Source organism: Streptacidiphilus pinicola, from assembly GCF_003258295.1.
Classification (GTDB): domain Bacteria; phylum Actinomycetota; class Actinomycetes; order Streptomycetales; family Streptomycetaceae; genus Streptacidiphilus; species Streptacidiphilus pinicola.
Genome location: NZ_QKYN01000103.1, coordinates 1 through 22722, shown reverse-complemented (window position 1 = coordinate 22722; position 22722 = coordinate 1). Strand labels below are relative to the sequence as shown.

Annotated in this window: 24 protein-coding genes, 3 tRNA genes and 1 pseudogene; 5 read left to right on the top strand and 23 right to left on the bottom strand. The window is 71.5% G+C overall.

All coding sequences use genetic code 11. The features are described 5' to 3' along the window. Positions 1-78 precede the first annotated feature (78 nt). The 10 genes from mutM to DN069_RS25720 all read right to left on the bottom strand — a co-directional run bounded on the left by mutM (position 79) and on the right by DN069_RS25720 (position 9643). Positions 79-945, bottom strand: coding sequence for a bifunctional DNA-formamidopyrimidine glycosylase/DNA-(apurinic or apyrimidinic site) lyase (gene mutM, locus DN069_RS25765; RefSeq protein WP_111504748.1), 867 nt, complete (start codon positions 943-945; stop codon positions 79-81). Positions 946-963: 18 nt separating this feature from the next. Beyond that, on the bottom strand, positions 964-1743 hold the full coding sequence (rnc, locus tag DN069_RS25760) for a ribonuclease III (RefSeq protein WP_111504746.1): 780 nt from the start codon (positions 1741-1743) through the stop codon (positions 964-966). A 17-nt stretch (positions 1744-1760) separates the two neighbouring features. Continuing rightward, positions 1761-1934 carry a 50S ribosomal protein L32 gene (gene rpmF / locus DN069_RS25755; protein ID WP_042373744.1) on the bottom strand — a complete coding sequence of 58 codons (174 nt, stop codon included), beginning with the start codon at positions 1932-1934 and terminating at the stop codon, positions 1761-1763. A gap of 2 nt (positions 1935-1936) precedes the next feature. Further along, positions 1937-2578, bottom strand: a complete 642-nt coding sequence (locus tag DN069_RS25750; RefSeq protein ID WP_243639707.1) for a YceD family protein — start codon at positions 2576-2578, stop codon at positions 1937-1939. A 127-nt stretch (positions 2579-2705) separates the two neighbouring features. Continuing rightward, positions 2706-3800, bottom strand: coding sequence for a cell division initiation protein (locus DN069_RS25745; protein WP_111504744.1), 1095 nt, complete (start codon positions 3798-3800; stop codon positions 2706-2708). Between the two features lie 75 nt (positions 3801-3875). Further along, positions 3876-4379 carry a pantetheine-phosphate adenylyltransferase gene (gene coaD, locus DN069_RS25740; protein ID WP_111504754.1) on the bottom strand — a complete coding sequence of 168 codons (504 nt, stop codon included), beginning with the start codon at positions 4377-4379 and terminating at the stop codon, positions 3876-3878. A 14-nt stretch (positions 4380-4393) separates the two neighbouring features. Then, positions 4394-4984 carry a 16S rRNA (guanine(966)-N(2))-methyltransferase RsmD gene (gene rsmD, locus DN069_RS25735; RefSeq protein WP_111504742.1) on the bottom strand — a complete coding sequence of 197 codons (591 nt, stop codon included), beginning with the start codon at positions 4982-4984 and terminating at the stop codon, positions 4394-4396. A gap of 114 nt (positions 4985-5098) precedes the next feature. Then, entirely contained in the window at positions 5099-5611 is a 513-nt protein-coding gene (locus tag DN069_RS25730) for a hypothetical protein (protein WP_111504740.1), read from the bottom strand. Between the two features lie 103 nt (positions 5612-5714). Next, the gene (recG, locus tag DN069_RS25725; RefSeq protein WP_111504738.1) at positions 5715-7907 is read right to left on the bottom strand and encodes an ATP-dependent DNA helicase RecG; all 2193 of its coding nucleotides are present in this window, start codon (positions 7905-7907) and stop codon (positions 5715-5717) included. Positions 7908-7957: 50 nt separating this feature from the next. Further along, a complete protein-coding gene (locus DN069_RS25720; RefSeq protein ID WP_243639706.1) occupies positions 7958-9643 on the bottom strand; it encodes a DAK2 domain-containing protein in 1686 nt (561 codons plus the stop codon). A 266-nt stretch (positions 9644-9909) separates the two neighbouring features. Between DN069_RS25720 and rpmB the strand changes: the two genes are divergently transcribed. Beyond that, positions 9910-10095 (top strand): 50S ribosomal protein L28, encoded by a 186-nt coding sequence (gene rpmB, locus DN069_RS25715; protein ID WP_035846000.1) that lies wholly within the window; start codon positions 9910-9912, stop codon positions 10093-10095. A 105-nt stretch (positions 10096-10200) separates the two neighbouring features. Here the strand turns inward: rpmB and thiD are convergent, their stop codons facing one another. The 3 genes from thiD to DN069_RS25700 all read right to left on the bottom strand — a co-directional run bounded on the left by thiD (position 10201) and on the right by DN069_RS25700 (position 13097). Further along, positions 10201-11025, bottom strand: a complete 825-nt coding sequence (thiD, locus tag DN069_RS25710; protein ID WP_111504734.1) for a bifunctional hydroxymethylpyrimidine kinase/phosphomethylpyrimidine kinase — start codon at positions 11023-11025, stop codon at positions 10201-10203. 18 nt (positions 11026-11043) lie between these two features. Continuing rightward, complete coding sequence (locus DN069_RS25705) at positions 11044-12069, bottom strand: 6-phosphofructokinase (RefSeq protein WP_111504732.1); 1026 nt, start codon at positions 12067-12069, stop codon at positions 11044-11046. A gap of 62 nt (positions 12070-12131) precedes the next feature. Next, positions 12132-13097 (bottom strand): thiamine-phosphate kinase, encoded by a 966-nt coding sequence (locus DN069_RS25700; RefSeq protein WP_111504730.1) that lies wholly within the window; start codon positions 13095-13097, stop codon positions 12132-12134. 213 nt (positions 13098-13310) lie between these two features. Between DN069_RS25700 and DN069_RS25695 the strand changes: the two genes are divergently transcribed. Both DN069_RS25695 and DN069_RS25690 read left to right on the top strand, forming a co-directional pair. Then, complete coding sequence (locus DN069_RS25695) at positions 13311-13544, top strand: Lrp/AsnC family transcriptional regulator (protein ID WP_111504728.1); 234 nt, start codon at positions 13311-13313, stop codon at positions 13542-13544. A gap of 19 nt (positions 13545-13563) precedes the next feature. Next, the gene (locus DN069_RS25690; protein ID WP_111504726.1) at positions 13564-14088 is read left to right on the top strand and encodes a DUF3515 domain-containing protein; all 525 of its coding nucleotides are present in this window, start codon (positions 13564-13566) and stop codon (positions 14086-14088) included. Here DN069_RS25690 and DN069_RS25685 read toward each other — a convergent pair. The 3 genes from DN069_RS25685 to DN069_RS25675 form a co-directional block, all read right to left on the bottom strand. Next, positions 14085-15233, bottom strand: a complete 1149-nt coding sequence (locus tag DN069_RS25685) for a D-alanine--D-alanine ligase family protein (RefSeq protein WP_111504724.1) — start codon at positions 15231-15233, stop codon at positions 14085-14087. The genes DN069_RS25690 and DN069_RS25685 overlap by 4 nt on opposite strands. Positions 15234-15343: 110 nt before the next feature. After that, complete coding sequence (locus tag DN069_RS25680; protein WP_111504722.1) at positions 15344-16348, bottom strand: NAD(P)H-dependent glycerol-3-phosphate dehydrogenase; 1005 nt, start codon at positions 16346-16348, stop codon at positions 15344-15346. After that, positions 16345-17133, bottom strand: a complete 789-nt coding sequence (locus DN069_RS25675) for a lysophospholipid acyltransferase family protein (RefSeq protein ID WP_111504752.1) — start codon at positions 17131-17133, stop codon at positions 16345-16347. Before DN069_RS25675 ends, DN069_RS25680 begins: the two co-directional genes overlap by 4 nt. 141 nt (positions 17134-17274) lie before the next feature. Between DN069_RS25675 and cofC the strand changes: the two are divergent. Next, positions 17275-17880 (top strand): annotated as a pseudogene (cofC, locus tag DN069_RS25670) (2-phospho-L-lactate guanylyltransferase); the annotation flags it as partial. Between the two features lie 320 nt (positions 17881-18200). On the opposite strand, the gene DN069_RS25665 reads toward cofC, so the two are convergent. From DN069_RS25665 to leuC, 4 genes are all read right to left on the bottom strand, one after another. Beyond that, positions 18201-18902, bottom strand: coding sequence for an HU family DNA-binding protein (locus DN069_RS25665; RefSeq protein WP_111504718.1), 702 nt, complete (start codon positions 18900-18902; stop codon positions 18201-18203). A gap of 125 nt (positions 18903-19027) precedes the next feature. Beyond that, positions 19028-19306, bottom strand: coding sequence for an SCO5555 family protein (locus tag DN069_RS25660; RefSeq protein WP_424556321.1), 279 nt, complete (start codon positions 19304-19306; stop codon positions 19028-19030). Positions 19307-19473: 167 nt separating this feature from the next. After that, positions 19474-20070, bottom strand: coding sequence for a 3-isopropylmalate dehydratase small subunit (gene leuD / locus DN069_RS25655; RefSeq protein WP_111504716.1), 597 nt, complete (start codon positions 20068-20070; stop codon positions 19474-19476). 6 nt (positions 20071-20076) lie between these two features. After that, positions 20077-21501 carry a 3-isopropylmalate dehydratase large subunit gene (gene leuC, locus DN069_RS25650; RefSeq protein WP_111504714.1) on the bottom strand — a complete coding sequence of 475 codons (1425 nt, stop codon included), beginning with the start codon at positions 21499-21501 and terminating at the stop codon, positions 20077-20079. Between the two features lie 168 nt (positions 21502-21669). Between leuC and ndgR the strand changes: the two genes are divergently transcribed. Beyond that, complete coding sequence (gene ndgR, locus DN069_RS25645; protein ID WP_111504712.1) at positions 21670-22383, top strand: IclR family transcriptional regulator NdgR; 714 nt, start codon at positions 21670-21672, stop codon at positions 22381-22383. 96 nt (positions 22384-22479) lie between these two features. Here ndgR and DN069_RS25640 read toward each other — a convergent pair. The 3 genes from DN069_RS25640 to DN069_RS25630 form a co-directional block, all read right to left on the bottom strand. Continuing rightward, positions 22480-22551: transfer RNA gene (locus DN069_RS25640), tRNA-Gln, on the bottom strand. A 4-nt stretch (positions 22552-22555) separates the two neighbouring features. Beyond that, positions 22556-22628, bottom strand: a tRNA-Glu gene (locus DN069_RS25635). Between the two features lie 20 nt (positions 22629-22648). Continuing rightward, positions 22649-22718, bottom strand: a tRNA-Glu gene (locus DN069_RS25630). Between the last annotated feature and the right edge of the window lie 4 nt (positions 22719-22722).

Genomic DNA, 22722 nt, shown 5'->3' with positions numbered 1-22722 from the left:
TGCTGGGCGCCTGCACCGGTGCTGCGACGCCGCACCGGTGCAGGCGCCCAGCAGACCGAAGGCCTCATCCGTGGCGGCTCACTTCGAACGGGGCAGGCGCTGGCAGCGGGGGCAGAAGTAGCTGGAGCGGTTCATCCAGGAGGCGCGGCGCATGGGGGTGGCACAGCGGTTGCAGGGTTCGCCCTCGCGGCCGTAGGCGTCGAGGGAGCGGGAGAAGTAGCCGGACTCGCCGTTGACGTTGACGTAGAGGCTGTCGAAGCTGGTGCCGCCCTGGGCCAGGGCCTCGGTCATGACCGCGCGGGCGGAGCCGAGGAGCAGTTCGGAGGCCGGGCGGGTGAGGGTGTCGGCGGGGCGGTCGTAGTGCAGCTTGCTGCGCCACAGCGCCTCGTCGGCGTAGATGTTGCCGACGCCGCTGATCAGGGACTGGTCCAGCAGCGCGCGCTTGACGCCGCTGGCGCGGCGGCGCAGCGCGGCGAGGAAGGCGGTGTCGTCGAAGCGCGGGTCGAGCGGGTCGCGGGCGATGTGCGCCAGGGACATCGGGGCGGCGTCCGGGTCGCTGGGGTCCGCGTCCTCGACGGCGAGGCCGCCGAAGGTGCGCTGGTCGACGAAGCGCAGCTCGGTGCCGGTCGGGTCGTCGAAGCGGACGCGTACGCGCAGGTGCTTCTCGTCGGGGGCGCCCTCGGGCTGCACCAGCAGCTGGCCGCTCATGCCGAGATGGCCCAGCAGCGAGACGCCGCTGCCGGGCATCGGCAGCCACAGGTACTTGCCGCGGCGCTGGGCGGCCCCGAGCTTCCGGCCGCGCAGCTGCGCGGCGAAGTCCTCCGGGCCCGCCGCATGGCGGCGCACGGCACGCGGGTGCAGCACCTCGACCGCACGGACGGTGCGGCCGCTGACCCAGCGGTCCAGACCGCGCCGGACGACCTCTACTTCGGGAAGTTCAGGCATCCGGGCAGCCTAGCCGTGCTACGCGTCGGCGGCTGGCGTGGCGGGCGCGGAGCCCGCGGAGCCGCCGGCCGGCGTGGTGCCGTCGCCGTGCTTCTCACGGATCGCGTGCCAGGCGCTCTCGGCGGCCTTCTGCTCGGCCTCCTTCTTGGAGCGACCGGAACCCGTGCCGTAGTCCTCGCCGGCCACGCGGGCGGCTGCGATGAACGTCTTCTCGTGGTCCGGACCGGACTCGGTGACGACGTACTCGGGCACGCCGATGCCGACGGTCGCGGTGAGCTCCTGGAGACTGGTCTTCCAGTCCAGGCCCGCACCGAGGTTCGACGACTTCTCGATCAGTGGGTCGAAGAGCCGGTGGACCAGCTCGGACGCGGAGTCCAGCCCCTGGTCGAGGTAGACCGCGCCGATGACGGCCTCGAGGGTGTCCGCGAGGATCGACGATTTGTCCCGCCCACCGGTGCCCTCCTCACCACGCCCGAGGCTGATGAAGGTACCGAGCTCCAGACCCCGCGCGACGTCCGCGAGGGCGCGCGAGTTGACCACCGCGGCGCGCAGCTTCGCGAGCTGCCCCTCCGGGAGGTCGGGGTGGACGCGGTACAGGGTGTCCGTCACCACCAGGCCCAGCACCGAATCGCCCAGGAACTCCAGGCGTTCGTTCGTGGGGAGACCACCGTTCTCGTACGCGTACGAGCGGTGGGTCAGTGCACGCGTCAGGAGGGACGGCTCAAGCGTGTAGCCGAGCCGTCCCTCCAGAACGCTGTACCCGGTGTCGGCGTGCGAAGCGGATGCTGACGCTGACATCTGGTGTTCTCCTGCCGTCAGACCGACAGGACCTGACGGCGGTTGTAGGTGCCGCAGCTCGGGCACGCGATGTGCCCCAGCTTCGGCTGGTGGCAGCGGTCGCACGCCACGAGCGCGGGGGCAGTGGCCTTCCACTGCGAACGGCGGTGACGCGTGTTGCTGCGCGACATCTTCCGCTTGGGAACAGCCACAGCTACTTCTCCTGGTTCTCGGCGGCACCCTCCCGGGTGACGCTGTCCTCTTCACTACCGGTCGCGCTCGATGCGGCCGAGAGTCCCTGCAGTGCCGCCCACCGGGGGTCGACGGCGTCATGGTGGTGGTCCGGGTCGTCCGTGAGTCGTGCTCCGCACTCGGAGCACAGGCCCAGGCAGTCGTCCTGGCACACCGGCTGCAACGGCAGTGCGAGCACCACCGCGTCACGCAGCACCGGCTCGAGGTCGAACAAGTCGGCCTCGAGACGGTAAGTCTCGTCGTCCTCCTCCTCGTCGGAGTCGGACCCTCCCCCGAAGCGGTCGGCCGCCTCGGGGTAGTAGTACAGCTCCTGGAAGTCCGCGTCGAGCTCACGCTCGATCGGCTCCAGGCAGCGCACGCACTCGCCCTTGAGCTCGGCCTCGGCGGTGCCCGTGACGAGCACTCCCTCGATGACCGACTCCAGTCGGAGCTCCAGCTCGATGGCCGCGCCCTCGGGGACGCTGATCACCTCGTTGCCGAGGCTGGCGGGCGCCGGGGCCGAGCGGGACACCTTCCGCATCGCCCCAGGCCGACGTCCCAGCTCGTGCGTGTCGAACACGAGCGGGTTGCGGTGGTCGAGGCGGTTCAGGGGTCTGTCCTTCACTCAGGTCTTCGGCGGCTGCTCACCTGGGTTTCGGGCAGCAGCCAACGCCAGCACATCAAGCCGGAGAGGTCAGAATACCCGACGCCGGAACCCCGACCCAACTCAGGGTCGGACGATCACGCGGCGGTCAGTGTCCCTGGCCGTACTCCCGCAGCTTCGACACGTCGATGAAGCCGGTGTCGAAGAAGCTCGTCACTTCCTGCTGCTGGGCGTAGTGCGGCGGCTGCTGCTGCGGGATCTGCGCCTGCTGCGCGTGCTGCACCGGCTGGCCGTATGCGTCGTAGACCGGCTGCTGCTCGACGTAGCCGCCCGTGTAAGGGTCGTACGCCGGCTGCTGCTGCGGGTAGGCGCCGCCCTGGTAGGGGTCGTAGACGGGCTGCTGCGGCTGGCCGTAGGGGTCCTGCTGCGGCCAGTACTCCACCTGCGGCTGCGGCTCGTAGTGCTGCGGCTCGTGGTGCTGCGGCTCGTAGTGCTGCTCCTGCTGTTCCGCCGAGGGCATCAGCCCCTGCCGGCTCAGCTCGGCGGCGACCGCCGCCTGGCGGGTGTCGCCCTGCTCGACGGCGGCGGCCTCGTCCGCGGCGGCCAGGTAGGCGCCCAGCTCGTCGATGGGCCGCTTGCCCAGCAGCTTGTCCCGGCCCCGGCCGACCGCCTCCAGGGTCTTGCTGAGCGCGGTCTCCAGCGCGGCGAGCTTCACGTCGACGTACTCGTCCACCTCGGGGTTGGGCGAGCGGAACTGGTCCTGGGTGAACTCCTCGCCGTCCTCGCCCTCGACGAAGCCGCCCGCCACGCGCAGCTTCTCGCGGCCGCGGCCGATGGCGCCGAGGGTCTTGGTCAGCACGACCTCGAAGTTGGCCAGCTTGCTGTCGACGTAGTCGTCGGCCTCGCGCCGCTGCTCGGCGGCCTCGGCGCGGGCCTCGCCCAGCACCCGGTCCGCCTCGGCCTGGGCCACGGTGACGTAGTCGGTGCCGTTGATCAGCTGCTGCCGCTCCTCGTGCGCGGCGGCCACCACCCGCTCGGCCTCGCGACGCGCGTCCTCGACGACCTGGTCGCCGTACTGGACGGTCTCCTGCGCCTTGGCGATCTCGCCGGGGAGGTCCTCCCGCAGCTCGGTGAGCAGACCGACCAGCTCAGTCCTGTTGACCACGATCGAGGCCGACATCGGCATCGAACGGGCGCCTTCCACGAGCTTCGTGATCTCGTCGAGCTTCTGCTGCACGTCCACCGGGGTCACGCTTTCCACGAGGCTGCCCGGACCAGTACGACCGGCCGGAACTGGAGCTACGAACTGTACTCAGTCCTAGGGCTTCGTGGGCTGCGAGCTCCGCTCGGCGATGCGCTCGGTCAGCCTGCGAAGCACCAAGTCCGGGACAAGGTGGGACACATCGCCACCGAGGATGGCCACCTCCTTGATCAACGAGGAGGACTGGAAGCTGTAGGTGGGGTTGGTCGGCACGAAGAGCGTCTCCACGCCGGTCAGCCCGAAGTTCATCTGCGCCATCTGCAGCTCGTAGTCGAAGTCGCTGACGGCGCGCAGGCCCTTCACGATCGCGGGGATGTCGCGGTCGCGGCAGTAGTCGACGAGCAGGCCCTGGTGCGACTCGACCTTGACGTTGCCGTAGCCCGCGGTGATCTCCTCGATCATGGCGACCCGCTCGTCGACGCTGAACATCCCCTTCTTCGAGGGATTGACCAGCACGGCGACGTGGACCACGTCGTAGAGCCGCGAGGCGCGCTCGATTATGTCGAGGTGGCCGTTGTGGATGGGGTCGAAGGACCCCGGGCAGACGGCACGGCGGAACATCGTCATCTCCTCGCTCACAGGCCGGCTCCCTTGCCGGCTCCGTCGGCGGCGCGACCGTACCAAAGGGTCGCCTCGCCGTAGCGACGCTCGCGCAGGCCCTCGAAGCCCTCCGGCCAGGTGAAAGCGCCGCCTCTGGTGCTGCGCTCCACGGTGACGATCACGTCGGCGTCGAGCCACCCCTCAGAGCCGAGTGTGACCAGAATCTCCCGCAGTTCGCCATCGGTGACGGCGTAGGGCGGGTCGAGAAAGACCAGGTCGTAGGGGGTGGACGGGGGCGCCCCCGCGATCACCCGCTCGGCCTTCCCGGAGCGGACCTCGGCGCCCGGCAGCGACAGCGTCCGCACGTTCGCGAGGATCACCTTGACCGCGGCGGCGTCCTCCTCGACGAGGAGCGCGTGCGCGGCCCCCCGGGACAGGGCCTCCAGCCCGACCGCGCCCGACCCGGCGTACAGATCCATCACGCGCGCGCCCGCGAGGGAGCCGCGCAGCGCCTCCCAGCTGGAGAAGAGCGCTTCCCGCGCCCGGTCCGAGGTGGGACGGGTACCGTTCCCCGGCGGCGTTGCGAGGCGTCGGCCCCGAGCGGCTCCGGCGATCACGCGGGTCATGTGGTCAGCGTCCTTGCTGGTGGGGAATGGTGTGCACTTTCACGCTAGTGCAACACCCGGGGGCGCGGGGAACTGCGCGACGTTGCTCGCGCAGTTCGCCGCGCCCCTGGCGGGTCACCCCTCCGTGCTCACGGTTCCCAGAAGGGCCGGGCTGGCGTAGCGGCTCCAGGAGAGGCAGCCGTCGGGCGGGCAGTACTCGGGGCGGCGGGGGTCGTGGCCCAGCTCGCGCAGCTTGGTGCGGACGGAGTCGGGCGTGCGGCCGAAGCGGGCCGCCACGCGGGCTATGGTCTCGCCGTCGTGGAAACGACGGACCAGCTCCTCCTCGTGCTGCGGGACCCACGGCGCGCCGTGGCCCGGGTACAGCTCGCGGAGGACGTCCCGGTCCGGGATCGGCTCGGAGACGTCGGCGACGATGGCGAGGGCGCGCAGCGCGCGGTTGAGCGCGATGCGGAGGGACGCGGTGTCCTCCACCGGCAGCCGGAGCTTGCCGGAGGCGATCGGCTCGGACGCGTGACCCTCGCGCCAGCCGGTGAGGGTGAGGGTGACCTCGCGGTCGTCCTCACTGCTGAGTTCGATGCGGAAGACCTTGTCACCGAGCGGCAGCTCGTTCAGGTGACGGAACGCCATGGAAGTGCCCCCTGAGAATGTTGAAAACGAGGCCTGACCTGCACAGTCAGTGCCCTTCACAACACCTCTATTCTCGCAGGGGGGACTGACAATCCAGCCCTCGTCAGCCCTTCTCCAGGTACTCCGCGCGCTCCGCTCCGAGCAAGGAGTCCAGCGCGCTGCGCAGCGCCGGATGGTCCGTCAGTTCGGGGTCGGCAGCGACCAGCGCGGTCGCCTCGTCCCGCGCGGCGGCGATGACGTCCTCGTCCTCCAGGACCGACAGGACCCGCAGTGACGACCTCACGCCCGACTGGGCCTGGCCCAGCACATCGCCCTCGCGGCGCTGTTCCAGGTCGATGCGGGAGAGCTCGAAGCCGTCGAGGGTGTCCGCGACCGCGTCGAGGCGCTGGCGGGCGGCGGACGCGGCGGGCATGTCGGTGACCAGCAGGCAGAGGCCCGGCGCCGAGCCGCGGCCGACTCGGCCGCGCAGCTGGTGCAACTGGGAGACGCCGAAGCGGTCCGCGTCCATGATGACCATGACCGTCGCGTTGGGGACGTTGACGCCGACCTCGATGACGGTGGTGGCGACCAGCACGTCCACCTCGCCCGCCGAGTAGGCGCGCATGACCTCGTCCTTGGCGTCGGGCGCCATCCGGCCGTGCAGGACCTCCACGCGCAGGCCGGCGAGCGGGCCGCCGCGCAGCTCCTGCGCCACGTCGAGGACGGCCAGCGGCGGGCGGCGGTCGTCGCCCTCCTTGGGCTCCTTCGCGGCCTTCTTCAGCGCCTTCTCGTCCTCCTCGTCGCCGATCCGCGGGGTGACCACGTAGGCCTGGTGGCCCTTGCCGGCCTCCTCGCGGATCCGCTCCCAGGCGCGGGCCAGGAAGTTGGGGCGTTCCAGCGCGGGGACGACGTGGGAGGAGATGGGCGAGCGGCCGGCCGGGAGCTGGTCCAGGACGGAGGTCTCCAGGTCGCCGAAGACCGTCATGGCGACGGTGCGCGGAATCGGGGTGGCCGTCATCACCAACAGGTGGGGCGGGCGTTCGGCCTTGGCACGCAGCGCGTCGCGCTGCTCGACGCCGAAGCGGTGCTGTTCGTCGACGACGACCAGGCCGAGGTCGAGGAACTGCACCTTGTCCTCGATCAGCGCGTGGGTGCCGATGACGATCCCGGCCTCGCCGCTGACCAGGTCGAGCAGCGCCTGACGGCGGGCCGGGACACCCATGGATCCGGTCAGCAGCGTGACCTTGGTGCCGTGCTCGGCCCCGCCCAGCATGCCCCCCTGGGCCAACTCCCCCATCATCTCCACGATGGAGCGGTGGTGCTGCTGGGCGAGGACCTCCGTCGGGGCGAGCAGCGCGGCCTGGCCGCCCGCGTCGACGACGGCGAGCATGGCGCGCAGGGCGACCAGGGTCTTGCCGGAGCCGACCTCGCCCTGGAGCAGGCGGTGCATCGGGTGTTCGGTGGCGAGGTCGGCGAAGATCTCGGCACAGACCCGCTGCTGACCGTCGGTCAGGGTGAACGGCAGCTTGGCGTCGAAGGCGTCCAGCAACGCGCCGACGCGCGGCCTGCGGGCCACCGCCGGGCGGGCGGAGTCGTCGGCCCGGCGCCGCGCGAGCGCGACCTGCAGCACGAAGGCCTCGTCCCACTTGAGCCGGTCCTGCGCGGCGAGGCGTTCGGCCTGGTTGCGCGGGCGGTGGATCTGCTCCAGTGCCTGGTGCAGCGGGATCAGGCCGCGCTCGGCGAGCAGCGAGGCGGGAACCGGGTCGGGGACCTGGGTCCAGTCCATGCCGTCGAGGATGGTGTCGACCGCCAGGGCCAGCCGCCAGGAGGGGGTCTTGGCCGAGGCCGGGTAGACGGGGATGAGCCGCCCGGCGAAGCGGTCGGCGGCCTTCGGGGCGTCCGGGTCGTCGCCGTCGCCGAAGAGCTCGTAGTCCGGGTTGGTCAGCTGCCGGGTGCGGTTGAAGACGCCGACCTTGCCCGCGAACATGCCGCTGCGGCCGGGCCGCAGCTCCTTCTCCCGCCAGCGCTGGTTGAAGAAGGTCAGCGAGAGGCGGCCGCGGCCGTCAGTGACCACGACCTCCAGCCGGTCGCCCTTGCGCCCCCGGAACGGGATCAGGGTGCACTTCTCGATCCGGGCGACGACGGTGACGTGCTCGTCGACCTCCAGCGAGTCGAGGCTGGTCAGCTCGCCGCGCTCGTTGTAGCGGCGCGGGAAGTGGTGCAGCAGATCGCCGACGGTGTGCAGCTCGAGGCCCTCGGCCAGCTGCTTGGCGGGGGTGCCGAGGTGCTTCTTCAGGGGGTCGTCGAGAGCGGACACAGGATCAACGATGCACCATCGGTCGGACAGCCCGCGTCACGCGACCCGGCTCACTCGACGCCGACGACCAGCGGCGCGGCGCCCTGACCGCCCTCGTAGACGACCGCGTCCACGACCGGGTTGGTGCGGCGGAGGTGGGCGACGAGCGCGTCGGCGAGGCCCGGCGCGGCGTCCTCGCCGACGATCAGCGTCACCATCTCGCCGCCCGCCGCGAGCATCCGGTCCAGCACGGTCGAGGCGGTGGTGACCATCTCGGCGGCAGGGCCGATCACGGCGACGTCGCCGTCGATCAGCCCGAGCACATCGCCGGCCTGGCAGACCCCGGCCATGGTCCACGACTCCCCCTCGGCCACGGCCAGTTCGGCGTAGCGGGTGGCGCCGGCGGCGGTGGTCATGGCGACCACGTCCTCGTCGAAGCGCCGGGCCGGCTCGTGCACGGCGAGCGCGGCCAGGCCCTGCACGGGCGAGCGGGTGGGGATGACCGCGACCCGGACGCCCTCGTCGCGCAGTTGGTCGGCGGCGACCCCGGCGGCGGCGCGCAGTTCGGCGTCGTTGAGCAGCAGCACGACCTCGCGGGCGTGGGCGACGCGGATCACGGCGGCGATCTCGGCGCTGCTGGGGGCGCGGTCCGGGTCGGCGGACAGGACGGTGGCGCCGCACTCCTGGCACAGGCCCGCCAGTCCCTCGCCCTGGACGATACTGACGACCGCGCGCGTCGGGCTGAGCTCCCCGGTGTGGGTGGGGTGGCCGGCCGACTGGTCGGCGGCCGCGCCGGCGAAGTGCGTGATCCGGATCCGGTAGGGGCGCCCCGCCTCGATGCCCGCCTCGACGGCCGCGCCCGCGTCGTCGACGTGCACGTGGACGTTCCACAGTCCGTCGCCGCCGCTGACGACGAGTGAGTCGCCGAGCCCGCCGAGCCGGGCGCGCAGCTGCGGCACGGCCTCGTCCTCCGCGTCGAGGAGGTAGATCACCTCGTAGGCGGGGCCCTCCGGCTCCTCCCCGACGTGGGGCCGCTGGGCGGCAGCCGGCAGGACGACGACCCGGGGCGTGGTCACCGGCGTGGCGAGGGCGAGCGGTCCCATCGGGGACTGTCCGCTGACGGCGTCGGCCAGCGCGCCGAGGACCGCGACCAGGCCGCGTCCGCCGGCGTCCACGACGCCGGCGCGGCCGAGCACGTCGAGCTGCTGTGGCGTCAGCGCGAGGGCGGCACCCGCCGCCTCGAACGCGGCCTCGGCGACGACGGACAGGCCGGCGGCCTGCGGCAGCCCCTCCACGGCGTCGGCCGCCGCGGCGGCGACTGTCAGCACGGTCCCCTCGACGGGCACGGCCACCGCCTCGTAACCGGCGTCGGCGGCCCGGCGCAGCGCCCGGCGCAGCGCGGGCGCGTCGCAGGGCCCCGCCCCGACGGACGCGGCGATGCCGCGCAGCAGCTGGGAGAGGATCACCCCGGAGTTGCCGCGGGCGCCCAGCAGCGCGCCGTGCGCCATCGCCCGCAGGACGGATTCCAGGGAGGGGTCGTCCCCGTGCGCGGCGCCGACGCTGAACTGCGCCTCGACCTGCTGGGCGGCGGACTCGACGGTCAGGAAGAGGTTGGTCCCGGTGTCGCCGTCGGGCACCGGGTAGACGTTCAGCGCGTCGATCTCCTCACGCGCCTGACCGAGAGCGGCCAGGGAGAGCCGGCACCAGTCGCGCACGGCCGCTGCGTCGAGGGTGTGCGGCACCGGGTCTCTCCTCATGCTCTCTGCTTTACCCGCAGGCTATCGCCCGACCCGGGCGCTCGTTCAGTCCAGGCCGGTCACGAGCGGACGGGTGGACCGCGATGCGGGGTTCACCGCCGGGTCATGGTAGTTTCGTTCTACGGAGCCAGCGGATGTATGCTGCTCCGGTTGCCTGGAATCCTTCCAGGCCACCCCCAAGGACAGCTGTGCGAGCCGCTGTCGCGGCGTTCGCGCCCTCGGGGTTGGATCCGTTTAGTGCATCTGAAGTCTTTGGAGTGACTCCCGTGGCTGCCAACTGCGACGTCTGCGGCAAGGGGCCGGGCTTCGGCAACAACATCTCCCACTCGCACCGCCGGACCCGTCGTCGTTGGAACCCCAACATCCAGACGGTCCGCGCTGTGATCGGGCGTACGCCGAAGCGGCTCAACGTGTGCACCTCGTGCATCAAGGCCGGCAAGGTTTCCCGCTGACGCGGCGGCTGCCCCTCCGGCTTCGCAAGGGCCGGTCCACCTCCGGGTGGGCCGGCCCTTCGCTTTGCCCTCTTGCTGCTTCCCGGGCTACCGCGTCCTGATCCGCTACCTCCGGATCTGCCAGGCGTGGTCGACCGGGCCGATGCCCGCGCCGAGCGCGAAGCCGCCCTCGATCGCGCCGGTGATGTACTCCTTCGCTGCGGCGACGGCCGCCGGAACGTCCAGACCGAGCGCCAGGTAGGACGCGACGGCGCTGGCCAGCGTGCAGCCCGTGCCGTGGGTGTGCCGGTTGTCGTACCGCGGCGCACGGAACAGCGACTCGGTGCCGTCGGGCCCGCGCAGCAGGTCGACCGCGTCGCCCTCCAGGTGACCGCCCTTCACCAGCGCCCACTGCGGCCCGAGGTCCTGCACGGCCTTCGCCGCGTCCGAGAGCTCGCTCTCCCGGGTGACCTCGATCCCGGTGAGCTGCGCGACCTCGTGCAGGTTCGGCGTGGCGACGGTGGCCTGCGGCAGCAGCCGGTCCCGCAGGACGCTCACCGCCGACGCGGCGAGCAGCGCGTCCCCGTGCTTGCTGACCCCGACCGGGTCCACCACGACGGGCGCCGGCTTCTCCGCGAGCAGCCCCGCCACGGCCTCGACCAGCTCCGCGCTGGCCAGCATGCCCGTCTTCACGGCCTGCACGCCGATGTCGTCCACGACGCTCCGGTACTGCGCGACGACCGCCTCGACGGGCAGCTCCCAGTACCCCTGCACCCCGACGGAGTTCTGCGCGGTGACGGCGGCGATCACGCTCATCCCGTGCACCCCGAGGGCCAGCATGGTCTTGAGGTCGGCCTGGATCCCGGCGCCACCGCCGGAGTCGGAACCCGCGATGGTCAGCACGCGGGGCGGGGCGGAACGGGCGGTCGGGTGGGTGGAGACAGAAGCCATACCCTCACCCTAGAGCCCTCAGAGCACGGCTTCCGCTTCCGTCCACCTGTCCTCGGGGACCGTCTTGAGCTGGGCGACCGCGTCCGCGATCGGGACGAGGTGGATCTCCGTCCCGCGCAGGGCGGTCATGTGGCCGTAGCCGCCCTTGTGGACCGCCTCGACCGCGTGCCAGCCGAAGCGGGTGGCCAGAACCCGGTCCTGGGCCGTGGGAGTGCCGCCGCGCTGGATGTGGCCGAGGATGACCGGCTTGGACTCCTTCTCGATCCACTGGGCGATCTCGCCCGCCAGACGGGAGCCGATGCCGCCGAAGGTCTGGTGCCCGAACGCGTCCGTGCCACCGTGCTGGAAGCGCATCGTGCCCGGGGCCGGCTGCGCGCCCTCGGCGACGGCGACGATGGCGAACTTCTTGCCGCGGGAGAACCGCTCCTCGACCATGCAGCAGACCGCCTCGACGTCGAAGGGCCGCTCCGGGATCAGGATCCCGTGCGCGCCGCCGGCCATGCCGGCGTGCAGGGTGATCCACCCGGTGTGGCGACCCATCAGCTCCACCACCATCACCCGCTGGTGGGACTCGGCGGTGGTCTTCAGCCGGTCGATCGCCTCGGTGGCCACCGACACCGCGGTGTCGTGGCCGAAGGTCACGTCGGTGGCGTCGATGTCGTTGTCGATGGTCTTCGGCACCGCGACGACCGGCAGGCCCGCCTCGCTGAACATGCGGGCAGCGGTCAGGGTGCCCTCGCCGCCGATGGCGATCAGGGCGTCGATGCCGATCCGGTCGGCCAGCGCCTCGGCGTTGCCGACCGCCTCCCGCATCCGGTCACGGGCCACCCGGGCGCTGCCGAGGATAGTGCCGCCGCGGGTCAGAATGCCGGTGACGGCGTCCAGCGCGAGCGGGCGGGTACGGCCCTCGATCAGACCGAGGAAGCCGTCCTCCACACCGACGACGGTGTCCTCATGCTCGGTGACCGCCCGGTGCACCACCGAGCGGATCACCGCGTTCAGGCCGGGACAGTCGCCGCCGCTCGTCAGCACGCCGATTCGCATAAGGGAAGACTATGCAGAAAGGGGGCGCTTCGCCCCGCAGCGAAAGGCCCGGCGGGCGTGGCTCAGGCCTGCGCGCCGAAGTGGTCCCAGCCGCCGGTGCGGTCCCAGGGCGCGCCGTCGACCGTCACCCTGCCGGTGCCGGTCAGGCTCGCCGGACGGGTCACCTCGCCGACGACGCGCCAGCGCGACGGCAGCTGGGTGTCGGCCGGGAAGGTCGCGACCAGCGCGTGGTCCTCGCCGCCGGAAAGCACCCACAGCAGCGGGTCGACGCCGACCGCCTGGCCGATGTCGGCCATCTGCGCGGGGATGTCGAAGTCCGCGGCATGCAGGTCGATGTGCACGCCGCTAGCCTCCGCGACGTGGCCGAGGTCGGCGACCAGGCCGTCGCTGACGTCGATCATCGACGTCGCGCCGAGCACGGACGCGGACGGACCGGCGTGGTACGGCGGCTCGGGCCGCCGGTGCGCCTCGACGAAGGCGCGCGGGGAGCGGAAGCCGCGGGACAGCACGGTGAAGCCGGCCGCGGACCAGCCCAGCCAGCCGGTGACGGCGACCTTGTCACCCGGACGGGCTCCCGAGCGGGTGACCGCGCGGCGTCCCTGCAGATCGCCCAGCGCGGTGATGGAGACGGTGATCGCGTCCCCGCGCACCACGTCGCCGCCGACCACGGCCGCGCCCGCCACCTGACACTCGTCGCGCAGGCCGTCCATCAGCTCCAGCGCCCAGGTGACCGGCAGCTCGGTCGGCACGACCAGGCCCAGCAGCAGGGCGGTCGGGACCGCGCCCATCGCCGCGACGTCGGCGAGGTTCTGCGCGGCGGCCTTGCGGCCCACGTCGTAGGCGGTGGACCAGTCCCGGCGGAAGTGTCGGCCCTCCAGCAGCACGTCGGTGGTGGCCACCACCCGCCCGTCGGGCGCGGCGACGACGGCCGCGTCGTCGCCCGGACCGAGCTCCACGGCCGAGGTCTGCGGCAGCCGGGAGGTCAGCTCCCGGATCAGTCCGAACTCACCGAGCTCGCCGACCTGCATGGGTTTCCTTCCGAATCTGGTCCGACTCTGATCACGCGCGCACGCACGCGCCTCACGCGCGCAGCGTACGCCCTGCGGGCGCGCGTGAGGTCTCCCGACGGACGACGGGGAACGATAGCGTGGCGGTTTCCTCGATTCCCCCGTTTCCTTCGTCACAGTCGGGGAACCACAACCTGCGCAAGATCCCCCGATCCGAGCCGCCGGAGGTCCACCGTGGTACAGGCGTACATCCTCATCCAGACAGAAGTCGGCAAGTCGTCCAACGTCGCCGAGGTCATCTCGCAGATCACCGGCGTGGTCCAGGCGGAGGACGTCACCGGCCCCTATGACGTGATCGTCCGCGCCGAGGCGGAGACCGTCGACGACCTGGGCAAGCTGGTCGTCGCCCAGATCCAGAAGGTCGAGGGCATCACCCGCACCCTGACCTGCCCGGTGGTGCACTTGTAGAGCCCCGTAGCATCGCGGGGTGAGCAGATTCGCCGCGCCGTTCGCGCTGACCGCAGCAACCGCCCTCCTGCTGACCGCCTGCGGCGGGGGCGGCAACAGCGTGTCCGTCTCCGCCCCGCACACCACCGGTGCGGTGGCGCGGCAGTGCGCGGCCCTGCAGAAGGCGCTGCCGGAGACCCTGATGGGCCTCTCCCGCCGCGACACCTCCCCCAGCAGCCAGAACACCGCCGCCTGGGGCGACCCGGCGGTGACGTGGCGCTGCGGCACAGGTCTGCCGGGCGTCATGGACCCGCACTCGAAGGACTACACGCCCTTCAGCGACAACGTGACCGGTCAGGCGGCCGGCGGGGTCTGCTGGGCGTCGATCTACAACCAGAGCGACAAGAGCTTCACCTTCGCCTCCGTCGACCAGCAGGCGATCGTCCAGCTGTCCATCCCCGCCGACTACACCGGGAAGCAGTCCCCGCTGAGCGTGCTCGCCCCGGCCGTGGCCAAGACGAGCCCGCTCGATCCGGACCGCAAGTTCCAGTGCACTGACGGCTAGCGCAGGCCCGTGGACCGGCGCAGCGCCGCCTGCAGCAGGTGGTCGATCAGCTGCGGGTAGGCCAGACCGGAGGCCTCCCACATCTTGGGGAAGGCCGAGATCGGGGTGAAGCCCGGCATCGTGTTGATCTCGTTGACGACGTACTCGCCGTTCTCCTGCAGGAACACGTCCACGCGGGCCAGGCCCTCGCAGGACAGCGCCTCGAAGACCTGCACGGCGAGCTCCTGGATGCCGGCGAGCTCGTCGGCGTTCAGGTTCGCCGGGATCTGCACGTCGTTGGAGTCGATGTACTTGGCCTCGAAGTCGTAGAAGTCGAAGCCGTCCGCGACGAGCACCTCGGCCGGCAGGCTGGCCCGCGGACCGTCCTCGAACTCCAGGACGCCGCACTCCAGTTCACGGCCGACGACGCCCTGCTCGACGATCACCTTGGGGTCGTGCCCGCGGGCGAACTCGATCGCGCGGACCAGCTCGGCCGGGTCGCTGACCTTGGTGATGCCGATGGACGAACCGGCCCGGCTCGGCTTCACGAACAGCGGGTAGGCCAGGGTGTTGACGCGGGCGAGCGCCTTCTCGCGCCCGGCCTCGGTGGCCCACTCGCGCGGCCGGATCACCTCGTACGGGCCGACCGGCAGGCCGAAGGCCTGCAGCACCCGCTTGGTGTACTCCTTGTCCATGCCGACCGAGCTGGACAGCACGCCGGAACCGACGTAGGGCACCCCGGACAGCTCCAGCAGGCCCTGCAGCGTGCCGTCCTCGCCCCACGGGCCGTGCAGCAGCGGCAGGACGACGTCGACCTCGCCCAGCGCCTTCGGGACTGCGCCCGGCTCGGCGTAGACCACCTCGCGCGCGACCGGGCTGGCGGGCAGGTTCACCTGCCCCTCGGTGGACTCGGCCAGCTGGTCCACGTCGGGCAGCTTGCCGTCGGTGATGGCCATCCGCTCGGGCTCGTCGGTCGTGAGCGCGAACCGGCCGTCATGGGTGATGCCGATCGGCAGCACCTCGTACGCGTCCCGGTCCAGCGCGCGCAGAACGCTGCCGGCGGTGACGACGGAAATGGCGTGCTCGGAGCTGCGGCCGCCGAAGACGACCGCGACGCGGGGCTTGCGCCCTCCGGCGGGACTGGGGGAGGAAGGCTGAGTGCTCATATCCCGTAGGACACTACCCGCACTGTCCAGCGCCGGCCCTTCAGGGGCGCGGGAAGTTGCACGATCCAGGGGCGCGGGGAACTCGCGCAGTTCCCCGCGCCCCTGAGCGGCTAGCGCCGTTCGGGCTTCGCGCTGCGGCCCATGAGTTCCTTGACCGCCGTCTGGGGGGACTTGCCGTCGTGGACGATGTCGACGACGGTCTGCGTGATGGGCATGTCGACGCCGTGGCGGTGGGCCAGGTCCAGTACGGAGACGCAGGACTTGACGCCCTCGGCCGTCTGCCGCATGGCAGCCGTCGCCTCCTCGAGAGACATCCCGCGGCCGAGGTTGATGCCGAAGGTGTGGTTGCGCGAGAGCGGCGAGGAGCAGGTGGCGACCAGGTCGCCGAGGCCCGCGAGGCCCGCGAAGGTGTGGGCGTCCGCGCCCATCGCCAGGCCCAGGCGGGTGGTCTCGGCCAGGCCGCGGGTGATCAGGGAGGCCTTGGTGTTGTCGCCGAACCCCAACCCGTCGACGATGCCGACGGCCAGCCCGATGACGTTCTTCACCGCGCCGCCCAGCTCCGCGCCCACCACGTCGGTGATGGTGTAGGGCCGGAAATAGCCCGTCAGGCACGCCGCCTGAAGGCGCTTGCCCACGGACTCGTCCGCGCAGGCGACGACGCTCGCCGCCGGCTGTCGGCGCATGATCTCGCCGGCGAGGTTCGGGCCGGAGACGACCGCGACGCGCTCCGCGGGGACCTCGGCGACCTCCTGGATGACCTCGCTCATCAGCTTGGCCGTGCCGAGCTCGACGCCCTTCATCAGGCTGACCAGCACGGTGTCGCGGGCGAGCAGCGGCGCCCAGCCGGCCAACAGGGGGCGCAGCGTCTGCGAGGGGACGGTGAGGACGGTGAAGTCCGCGTCGGCCGCGGCCTTGGCCGGGTCCGTCGTGGCGGTGATGTTCGGCGGGAGTTCGACGCCGGGGTGGTAGTCCGGGTTGGTCCGGGTGCCGTTGATGGCGTCGACCAAGTCCTGACGACGGCCCCACAGCGTCACGTCGCACCCCGCATCGGCGAGGATCATGGCGAAGGCGGTGCCCCAGGAGCCGTAGCCGAAGACGGCGCAGCGGGTGGTCACTCGGCGGGCTCCTTCTCGGCCGGGGCCGCGTCCTTCGCGGTACGCGACTTGGCCATGTCGAAGCGCTCGGCCGGGGCCTTCTCGCCGCGCAACTGCTCCAGCAGGGCGGTGATGTCGTCCATGATGGCGTCGGTCGCCTCGCGCAGCACCGTCCCGGTGAGCTCCTGGCCGCGCCAGCGGTCGAGGTCCACGGCAGGGCCCGCAAGGACCCTGACGGTCTTTCGCGGGAACGGCTTGAAGCGCCGGTTGCCCTTGCCGCCCTTCGCGTAGCGCGGCATGATCTCGTGCGCGCCCCACTGGGCCACCGGGATGACGGGCGCTCCGGTGGTCAGCGCGACGCGCGCCGCACCGGTCTTTCCGGTCATCGGCCACAGATCCGGGTCGCGGGTGAGCGTCCCCTCGATGTAGAACGCGACGCATTCGCCGCTGTCGACGGCGTCGATCGCGGCGCGGAAAGCCTGCGTGGCGTCGGTGGATCCGCGGTACACGGGGATCATTCGGGCCCCGGTCAGAATCTGCTTGATCACCGGCAGCTTGAAGACGCCGGCCTTCGCCAGAAATCGCGCCGGACGGCCGGAGTCGTACTGGAAGTGACCGTAGACCAGAGGGTCCAAATACGAGTTGTGGTTGATCGCGGTGAGGAATCCGCCCTCGACCGGAATGTTCTCGTAACCGCTCCAGTCCCGCTTGGTCAGGACGAACAGCGGCGGCTTCGCGATCACAGCGGCCAGGCGGTACCAGAAGCCGTATCTGCGGCGCGCCGCCCTGGTGCTGGAGCCGGGCACGAGCACTCCTCCTTTGCGCGCCGTCCCACCCGGGGGCGACGGTGATTCTTAACGTTCAACCGCACAAGTGTCGCCCCTGCCTCCTGGCACTGTCGAGGCGCCCCCGCCGGTAGCGGCTCCTTCCGTGCAGAATGGGCGCCGATGACGACGCCGACAACCACCGTGGTGGTACCGCTGAAGCCGCCGGCCGCCGGCAAGTCGCGGCTCGCGTCCGCGGTCGGGGCACTGCGGCCGCAGCTGGCGCTCGCGTTCGCGCTCGACACGGTCGCCGCGGCGCGGCGGTGCCCGGCGGTGACGCGGGTGGTGGCGGTCTGCGACGACGAGCAGGCGGCCGCGCAGCTGGCGCTCGCGGGTGCGGTGGTCGTTCCCGACGCCCCGGCCGCGGGCCTCAACGCGGCCTTGGAGCACGGGGTGCGGTACGCGCGCGCGGTGCTCGGCGCGGGCGCGGTGGCGGCGATGTCCGCGGACCTGCCGGCCCTGCGGCCGGCCGAGCTGGCCCGGGTGCTCGGTGCCGCGAGCGCGCATCCGCGGGCGTTCCTGGCGGACACCCAGGGGGTCGGCACCACGCTGCTGAGCGCCGCGGCGGGCGTTCCGCTGCTGCCCGTCTTCGGCGGCCAGTCTCGTGCCGCGCACGCCGCCTCGGGTGCGGTGGAGCTCCGTCTCGACGACGTCGCCAGCGTCCGACGGGACGTCGACACGGGTGCGGACCTCCAGGTGGCACTGGCGTTGGGCGCGGGCCGGCACACGCTGACTACGCTTGGTCTCATGCAGGCGACCGCGTACACCTACTCCCCCGACAGCCGCAGCGGCCAGGTGCTGCTCGACGACGGCACCCCGCTCCCGTTCGACTCCGCGGCGTTCGACGCGGGCGGGCTGCGCCTCCTGCGCCCCGGCCAACGGGTCCGCATCGAGACCGAGGGCGCCGGAACGGACCGCCGGATCACGCTGATCACCCTGCAGACCTTCTGACGCACCGAACACGCCGAACGCACCGAGGGGCGCGGTGGACCGGATGAGCGGTTCACCGCGCCCCTGCTGGGGCTGTGCTCGACAGGCCGCGGGAAGGGTTACTTCGCCGCGGCCTTCTTGGCGGGCGCCTTCTTCGCGGTGGTCTTCTTCGCCGCGGAGGTGGCCTTCTTCGCCGTCGTGGCCTTCTTGACCGCGGGGCGGGAGGTGCTCGCCGTGACCGTCTTCTTGGCCGGGGCCTTGACCGCCGCCGTGGTCTTCTTGGCGGTGGTCTTCTTCGCCGCGGTGGTCTTGGCCGCCGTGGTCTTCTTGACGGCCGTCGTCTTCTTGGCCGCGGCCGCAGCCGTGGTCTTCTTGGCGGCGGCCTTCTTGACCGTGGCGGTCGTCTTCTTCGCCGTGGCCTTCTTGGCCGCGGCAGCGGCCTTCTTGGCGGCCGGGGAACCGGCCGGAGCCGCCATCCCGGACTTGCCCGGGGTCAGCGAGCCCTTGGGGGCCTTGCGGACCGAGACACCCGACTTCGGGAGCTTCTTCGAGCCGCTGACCAGGTCCTTGAAGCCCTGACCGGGGCGGAAGCGCGGCACCGCGGTCTTCTTGACCTTGACCCGGTCGCCGGTCTGCGGGTTACGGGCGAACCGCGCGGCGCGGTCCACCTTCTCGAAAGTGCCGAAACCGGTCACGGACACGCGGTCGCCCGCGGTCACCGCACGCACGATGGTGTCGAGCACAGCATCAACTGCCTCTGCGGCGGCACGACGGCCACCAAGCTGCTCGGCCACCGCTTCAACAAGCTGCGCCTTGTTCACGTCTTCCCCTTCGGAAACGGATGCCCGGAAGATTCTTTCTGGGCAATTCGCACGTTAGGCATGTATATACGCCATTTCAATAACCAAACGGGCGCATCACCCTTGTGTCGCAATGGATTCGGGTTTCAGCCCGTCGTCCGACCGGTCGGCCCCAGGCCGTCCAGGTCCGCTACGAAACGCGCCAACCTCCGTGCGGCTTCCGGGAGATCGCGTTTCGCCGCCTCCGTCACCATGAGCAACGAACGGGTCAACGCGGCCCTCTCCGCGTCCGACACGTCCAGAGCACGCACACGGGCGTGTGCATCCTTGAGTCGTTGTGCGACCAGCCCGTAGAGCTCGACGTCCGCGGCCTCCTCGATCTGCTCCGCGTCGTCGCCACCCGAAGGCGGGTCACTGGGACTCATGCGGAGATTGTGCCACTCGTGGCCGGTTCTCTCCTGCCTGCGCCCGGCGTTGACCTTACACACAGTCACGGGGAAGAAAGCAGGCAGCCCCCCGGAGTACACCGGGGGGCTGCCTGGGTGTGGCGAAAAACCGCTGCTGCGGGGCCGTCTGCGCCGCTGGCGGGGTCTCAGCCGACGGGCGTCGTGGTCGGCTTGAAGGCGGGTCGGGAGGCCTCGTAGGCGGCGATGTCCGACTCCTGCTGGAGGGTGATGGAGATGTCGTCCAGGCCGTTCAGCAGACGCCAACGCACGTTCTCGTCCAGCTCGAACGGCGCGTTGACACCCTCGGCACGGACCTCACGGGCCTCCAGGTCGACGGTCACCTCGGCCTGCGGGTCGGCCTCGACCAACGCCCACAGCCGCTCGACGGTCTCCTGCGGCAGGATCACCGTCAGCAGGCCGTTCTTCAGGGAGTTGCCGCGGAAGATGTCGGCGAAGCGGGAGGAGATGACCGCCCGGAAGCCGTAGTTCTGCAGGGCCCAGACCGCGTGCTCACGGGAGGAGCCGGTGCCGAACTCGGGGCCGGCGATCAGGACCGTCGCGCCCTGACGCTCCGGACGGTTGAGGACGAACGCGTCGTCCTTGCGCCAGGCCTCGAACAGACCGCCCTCGAAGCCGTTCCGGGTCACCTTCTTGAGCCAGTGCGCCGGGATGATCTGGTCGGTGTCGACGTTGCTGCGGCGCAGCGGGACGGCCCGGCCGGTGTGCGAAGTGAACTTCTCCATGGCGGTTCAGGCCTCCACGAGCTGCTGGGCGTCGGACAGGTCGGCGGGCGAGGCCAGATGGCCCAGCACCGCGGTGGCGGCGGCCACCTGCGGGGAGACCAGGTGGGTGCGGCCGCCCTTGCCCTGGCGGCCCTCGAAGTTGCGGTTGGAGGTGGACGCGCAGCGCTCGCCCGGGGCCAGCTGGTCCGGGTTCATGCCGAGGCACATCGAACAACCGGCGTGGCGCCACTCGGCACCGGCCGCGGTGAAGACCTTGTCCAGGCCCTCCTCGATGGCCTGCAGCGCGACGCGGACGGAGCCGGGGACGACCAGCATCCGCACGCCGTCGGCGATCCGGCGGCCCTCGACCACCGCGGCGGCCGCGCGCAGGTCCTCGATCCGGCCGTTGGTGCAGGAGCCGACGAAGACCGCGTCGACCTTCACCTCGCGCAGCGGGGTGCCGGCCGTCAGGCCCATGTACGTCAGCGCATTCTCGGCGGCGATGCGCTCCTGCGCGTCCTCGAACGACGCCGGGTCCGGCACGTTCGCGCCCAGCGGCGCGCCCTGGCCGGGGTTGGTGCCCCAGGTGACGAACGGGCTCAGCTGGGCGGCGTCGATGAAGACCTCGGCGTCGAAGACCGCGTCCTCGTCGGTGGCCAGGGTCTTCCAGTACGCCACCGCGGCGTCCCAGTCGGCGCCCTCGGGGGCGTGGTCGCGGCCCTCGAGGTAGGCGAAGGTGGTCTCGTCCGGGGCGATCATGCCGGCGCGGGCGCCGGCCTCGATCGACATGTTGCAGACGGTCATCCGCGCCTCCATCGACAGCGCGCGGATCGCCGAGCCGCGGTACTCCAGGACGTAGCCCTGGCCGCCGCCGGTGCCGATCTTGGCGATGACGGCCAGGATCAGGTCCTTGGCGGTCACGCCCTCGGGCAGCTCGCCCTCGACGGTGATGGCCATCGTCCTCGGGCGGTCCATCGGCAGCGTCTGGGTGGCCAGCACGTGCTCGACCTGGCTGGTGCCGATGCCGAAGGCCAGTGCGCCGAAGGCGCCGTGGGTGGAGGTGTGCGAGTCGCCGCAGACCACGGTGGTGCCCGGCTGGGTCAGTCCCAGCTGCGGTCCCACCACGTGGACGACACCCTGCTCGACGTCGCCCAGCGAGTGCAGCCGGACGCCGAACTCCGCGCAGTTGGCGCGCAGCGTCTCCAACTGCACCCTCGAGACCGGGTCCGCGATGGGCTTGTCGATGTCCAGCGTCGGGGTGTTGTGGTCCTCGGTGGCGATGGTGAGGTCCGTGCGACGCACCTTGCGGCCGGCGAGGCGCAGACCGTCGAAGGCCTGCGGGCTGGTCACCTCGTGCAGCAGGTGGAGATCGATGAAGAGGAGGTCGGGCTCGCCCTCGGCGCGCCGAACGACGTGGTCGTCCCAGACCTTCTCCGCGAGTGTGCGTCCCATCGCTGTCCCTCCGACCGGCGGCGTCGCCGGTCAAACCGTCGATTGCTTTGGTGAAAGCTCCTGTCGGGACCCCGAGGAGGTCCCTCAGTAACCCCTGTTCATCCAGAGTGACGCAGTTCCCAGAAGATTGAACTTGCGTCTCGCGATCCGAGACTGCAATATCAGGGCATGGACAACTCTAGTGGCGTCGGCGTTCTCGACAAGGCTGCTCTGGTGCTGAGCGCGCTAGAGGCAGGCCCCGCGACCCTGGCCGGGCTCGTCTCGGCCACCGGATTGGCGCGTCCCACCGCGCACCGGCTGGCGGTCGCCTTGGAGCACCACCGCTTGGTCACACGTGACATGCAGGGCCGCTTCATCCTCGGGCCCCGCCTCTCCGAGCTCGCCGCCGCGGCGGGCGAGGACCGGCTGCTGGCCACGGCCGGCCCGGTGCTCACCCATCTCCGCGACGTGACGGGCGAGAGCGCGCAGCTGTACCGGCGGCAGGGCGACCTCCGTATCTGCGTGGCCGCGGCCGAGCGGCTCTCCGGCCTGCGGGACACCGTCCCGGTGGGCTCCACGCTTCCGATGAAGGCCGGATCGGCAGCACAGGTGCTGCTGGCCTGGGAGGAGCCGGAGCGGCTGCACCGCGGCTTGCAGGGCGCGCGTTTCACCGCGACCGCGCTGTCCGGCGTGAGACGCCGTGGCTGGGCGCAGTCGATCGGCGAGCGCGAGCCCGGTGTGGCCTCCGTCTCGGCGCCGGTGCGCGGCCCGTCCAACCGGGTCGTGGCGGCGGTCTCCGTCTCGGGCCCGATCGAGCGGCTCACCCGGCACCCGGGCCGGCTGCACGCCCAGGCCATCGTCGAGGCGGCCGGCCGTCTCACCGAGGCGCTGCGTCGCGCCTGACCCCTCGTCAGCAGGGCGGGCCGCCATGGCGGTCCGCCCTCTTCCATATGTCCGGGAAAACAAAAAAAGACCCTTGCGGGTCTTCGCATTTCAGAGCTGGGGTACCAGGACTCGAACCTAGACTAAATGAACCAGAATCACTCGTGCTGCCAATTACACCATACCCCAAAAGTACCCCCGACCGGATTCGAACCGGCGCTACTGCCGTGAGAGGGCAGCGTGCTAGGCCGCTACACAACGGGGGCGTTGGTCCTTGCGGACCGAGTACCCCCGACCGGATTCGAACCGGCGCTACTGCCGTGAGAGGGCAGCGTGCTAGGCCGCTACCCACCGGCGCGG

Coding starts and splice junctions, on each gene's coding strand:
- leuD (WP_111504716.1), bottom strand. CDS start 20,070: ATGGAGAAGTTCACTTCGCACACCGGCCGGGCCGTCCCGCTGCGCCGC.
- DN069_RS25705 (WP_111504732.1), bottom strand. CDS start 12,069: ATGCGAATCGGCGTGCTGACGAGCGGCGGCGACTGTCCCGGCCTGAAC.
- thiD (WP_111504734.1), bottom strand. CDS start 11,025: ATGGCTTCTGTCTCCACCCACCCGACCGCCCGTTCCGCCCCGCCCCGC.
- DN069_RS25720 (WP_243639706.1), bottom strand. CDS start 9,643: ATGAGGAGAGACCCGGTGCCGCACACCCTCGACGCAGCGGCCGTGCGC.
- DN069_RS25700 (WP_111504730.1), bottom strand. CDS start 13,097: ATGCAGGTCGGCGAGCTCGGTGAGTTCGGACTGATCCGGGAGCTGACC.
- rsmD (WP_111504742.1), bottom strand. CDS start 4,984: ATGACCCGCGTGATCGCCGGAGCCGCTCGGGGCCGACGCCTCGCAACG.
- DN069_RS25730 (WP_111504740.1), bottom strand. CDS start 5,611: ATGGCGTTCCGTCACCTGAACGAGCTGCCGCTCGGTGACAAGGTCTTC.
- leuC (WP_111504714.1), bottom strand. CDS start 21,501: ATGGGACGCACACTCGCGGAGAAGGTCTGGGACGACCACGTCGTTCGG.
- mutM (WP_111504748.1), bottom strand. CDS start 945: ATGCCTGAACTTCCCGAAGTAGAGGTCGTCCGGCGCGGTCTGGACCGC.
- coaD (WP_111504754.1), bottom strand. CDS start 4,379: ATGTTCCGCCGTGCCGTCTGCCCGGGGTCCTTCGACCCCATCCACAAC.
- DN069_RS25660 (WP_424556321.1), bottom strand. CDS start 19,306: ATGAGTCCCAGTGACCCGCCTTCGGGTGGCGACGACGCGGAGCAGATC.
- DN069_RS25685 (WP_111504724.1), bottom strand. CDS start 15,233: ATGAGCACTCAGCCTTCCTCCCCCAGTCCCGCCGGAGGGCGCAAGCCC.
- rnc (WP_111504746.1), bottom strand. CDS start 1,743: ATGTCAGCGTCAGCATCCGCTTCGCACGCCGACACCGGGTACAGCGTT.
- ndgR (WP_111504712.1), top strand. CDS start 21,670: ATGGACAACTCTAGTGGCGTCGGCGTTCTCGACAAGGCTGCTCTGGTG.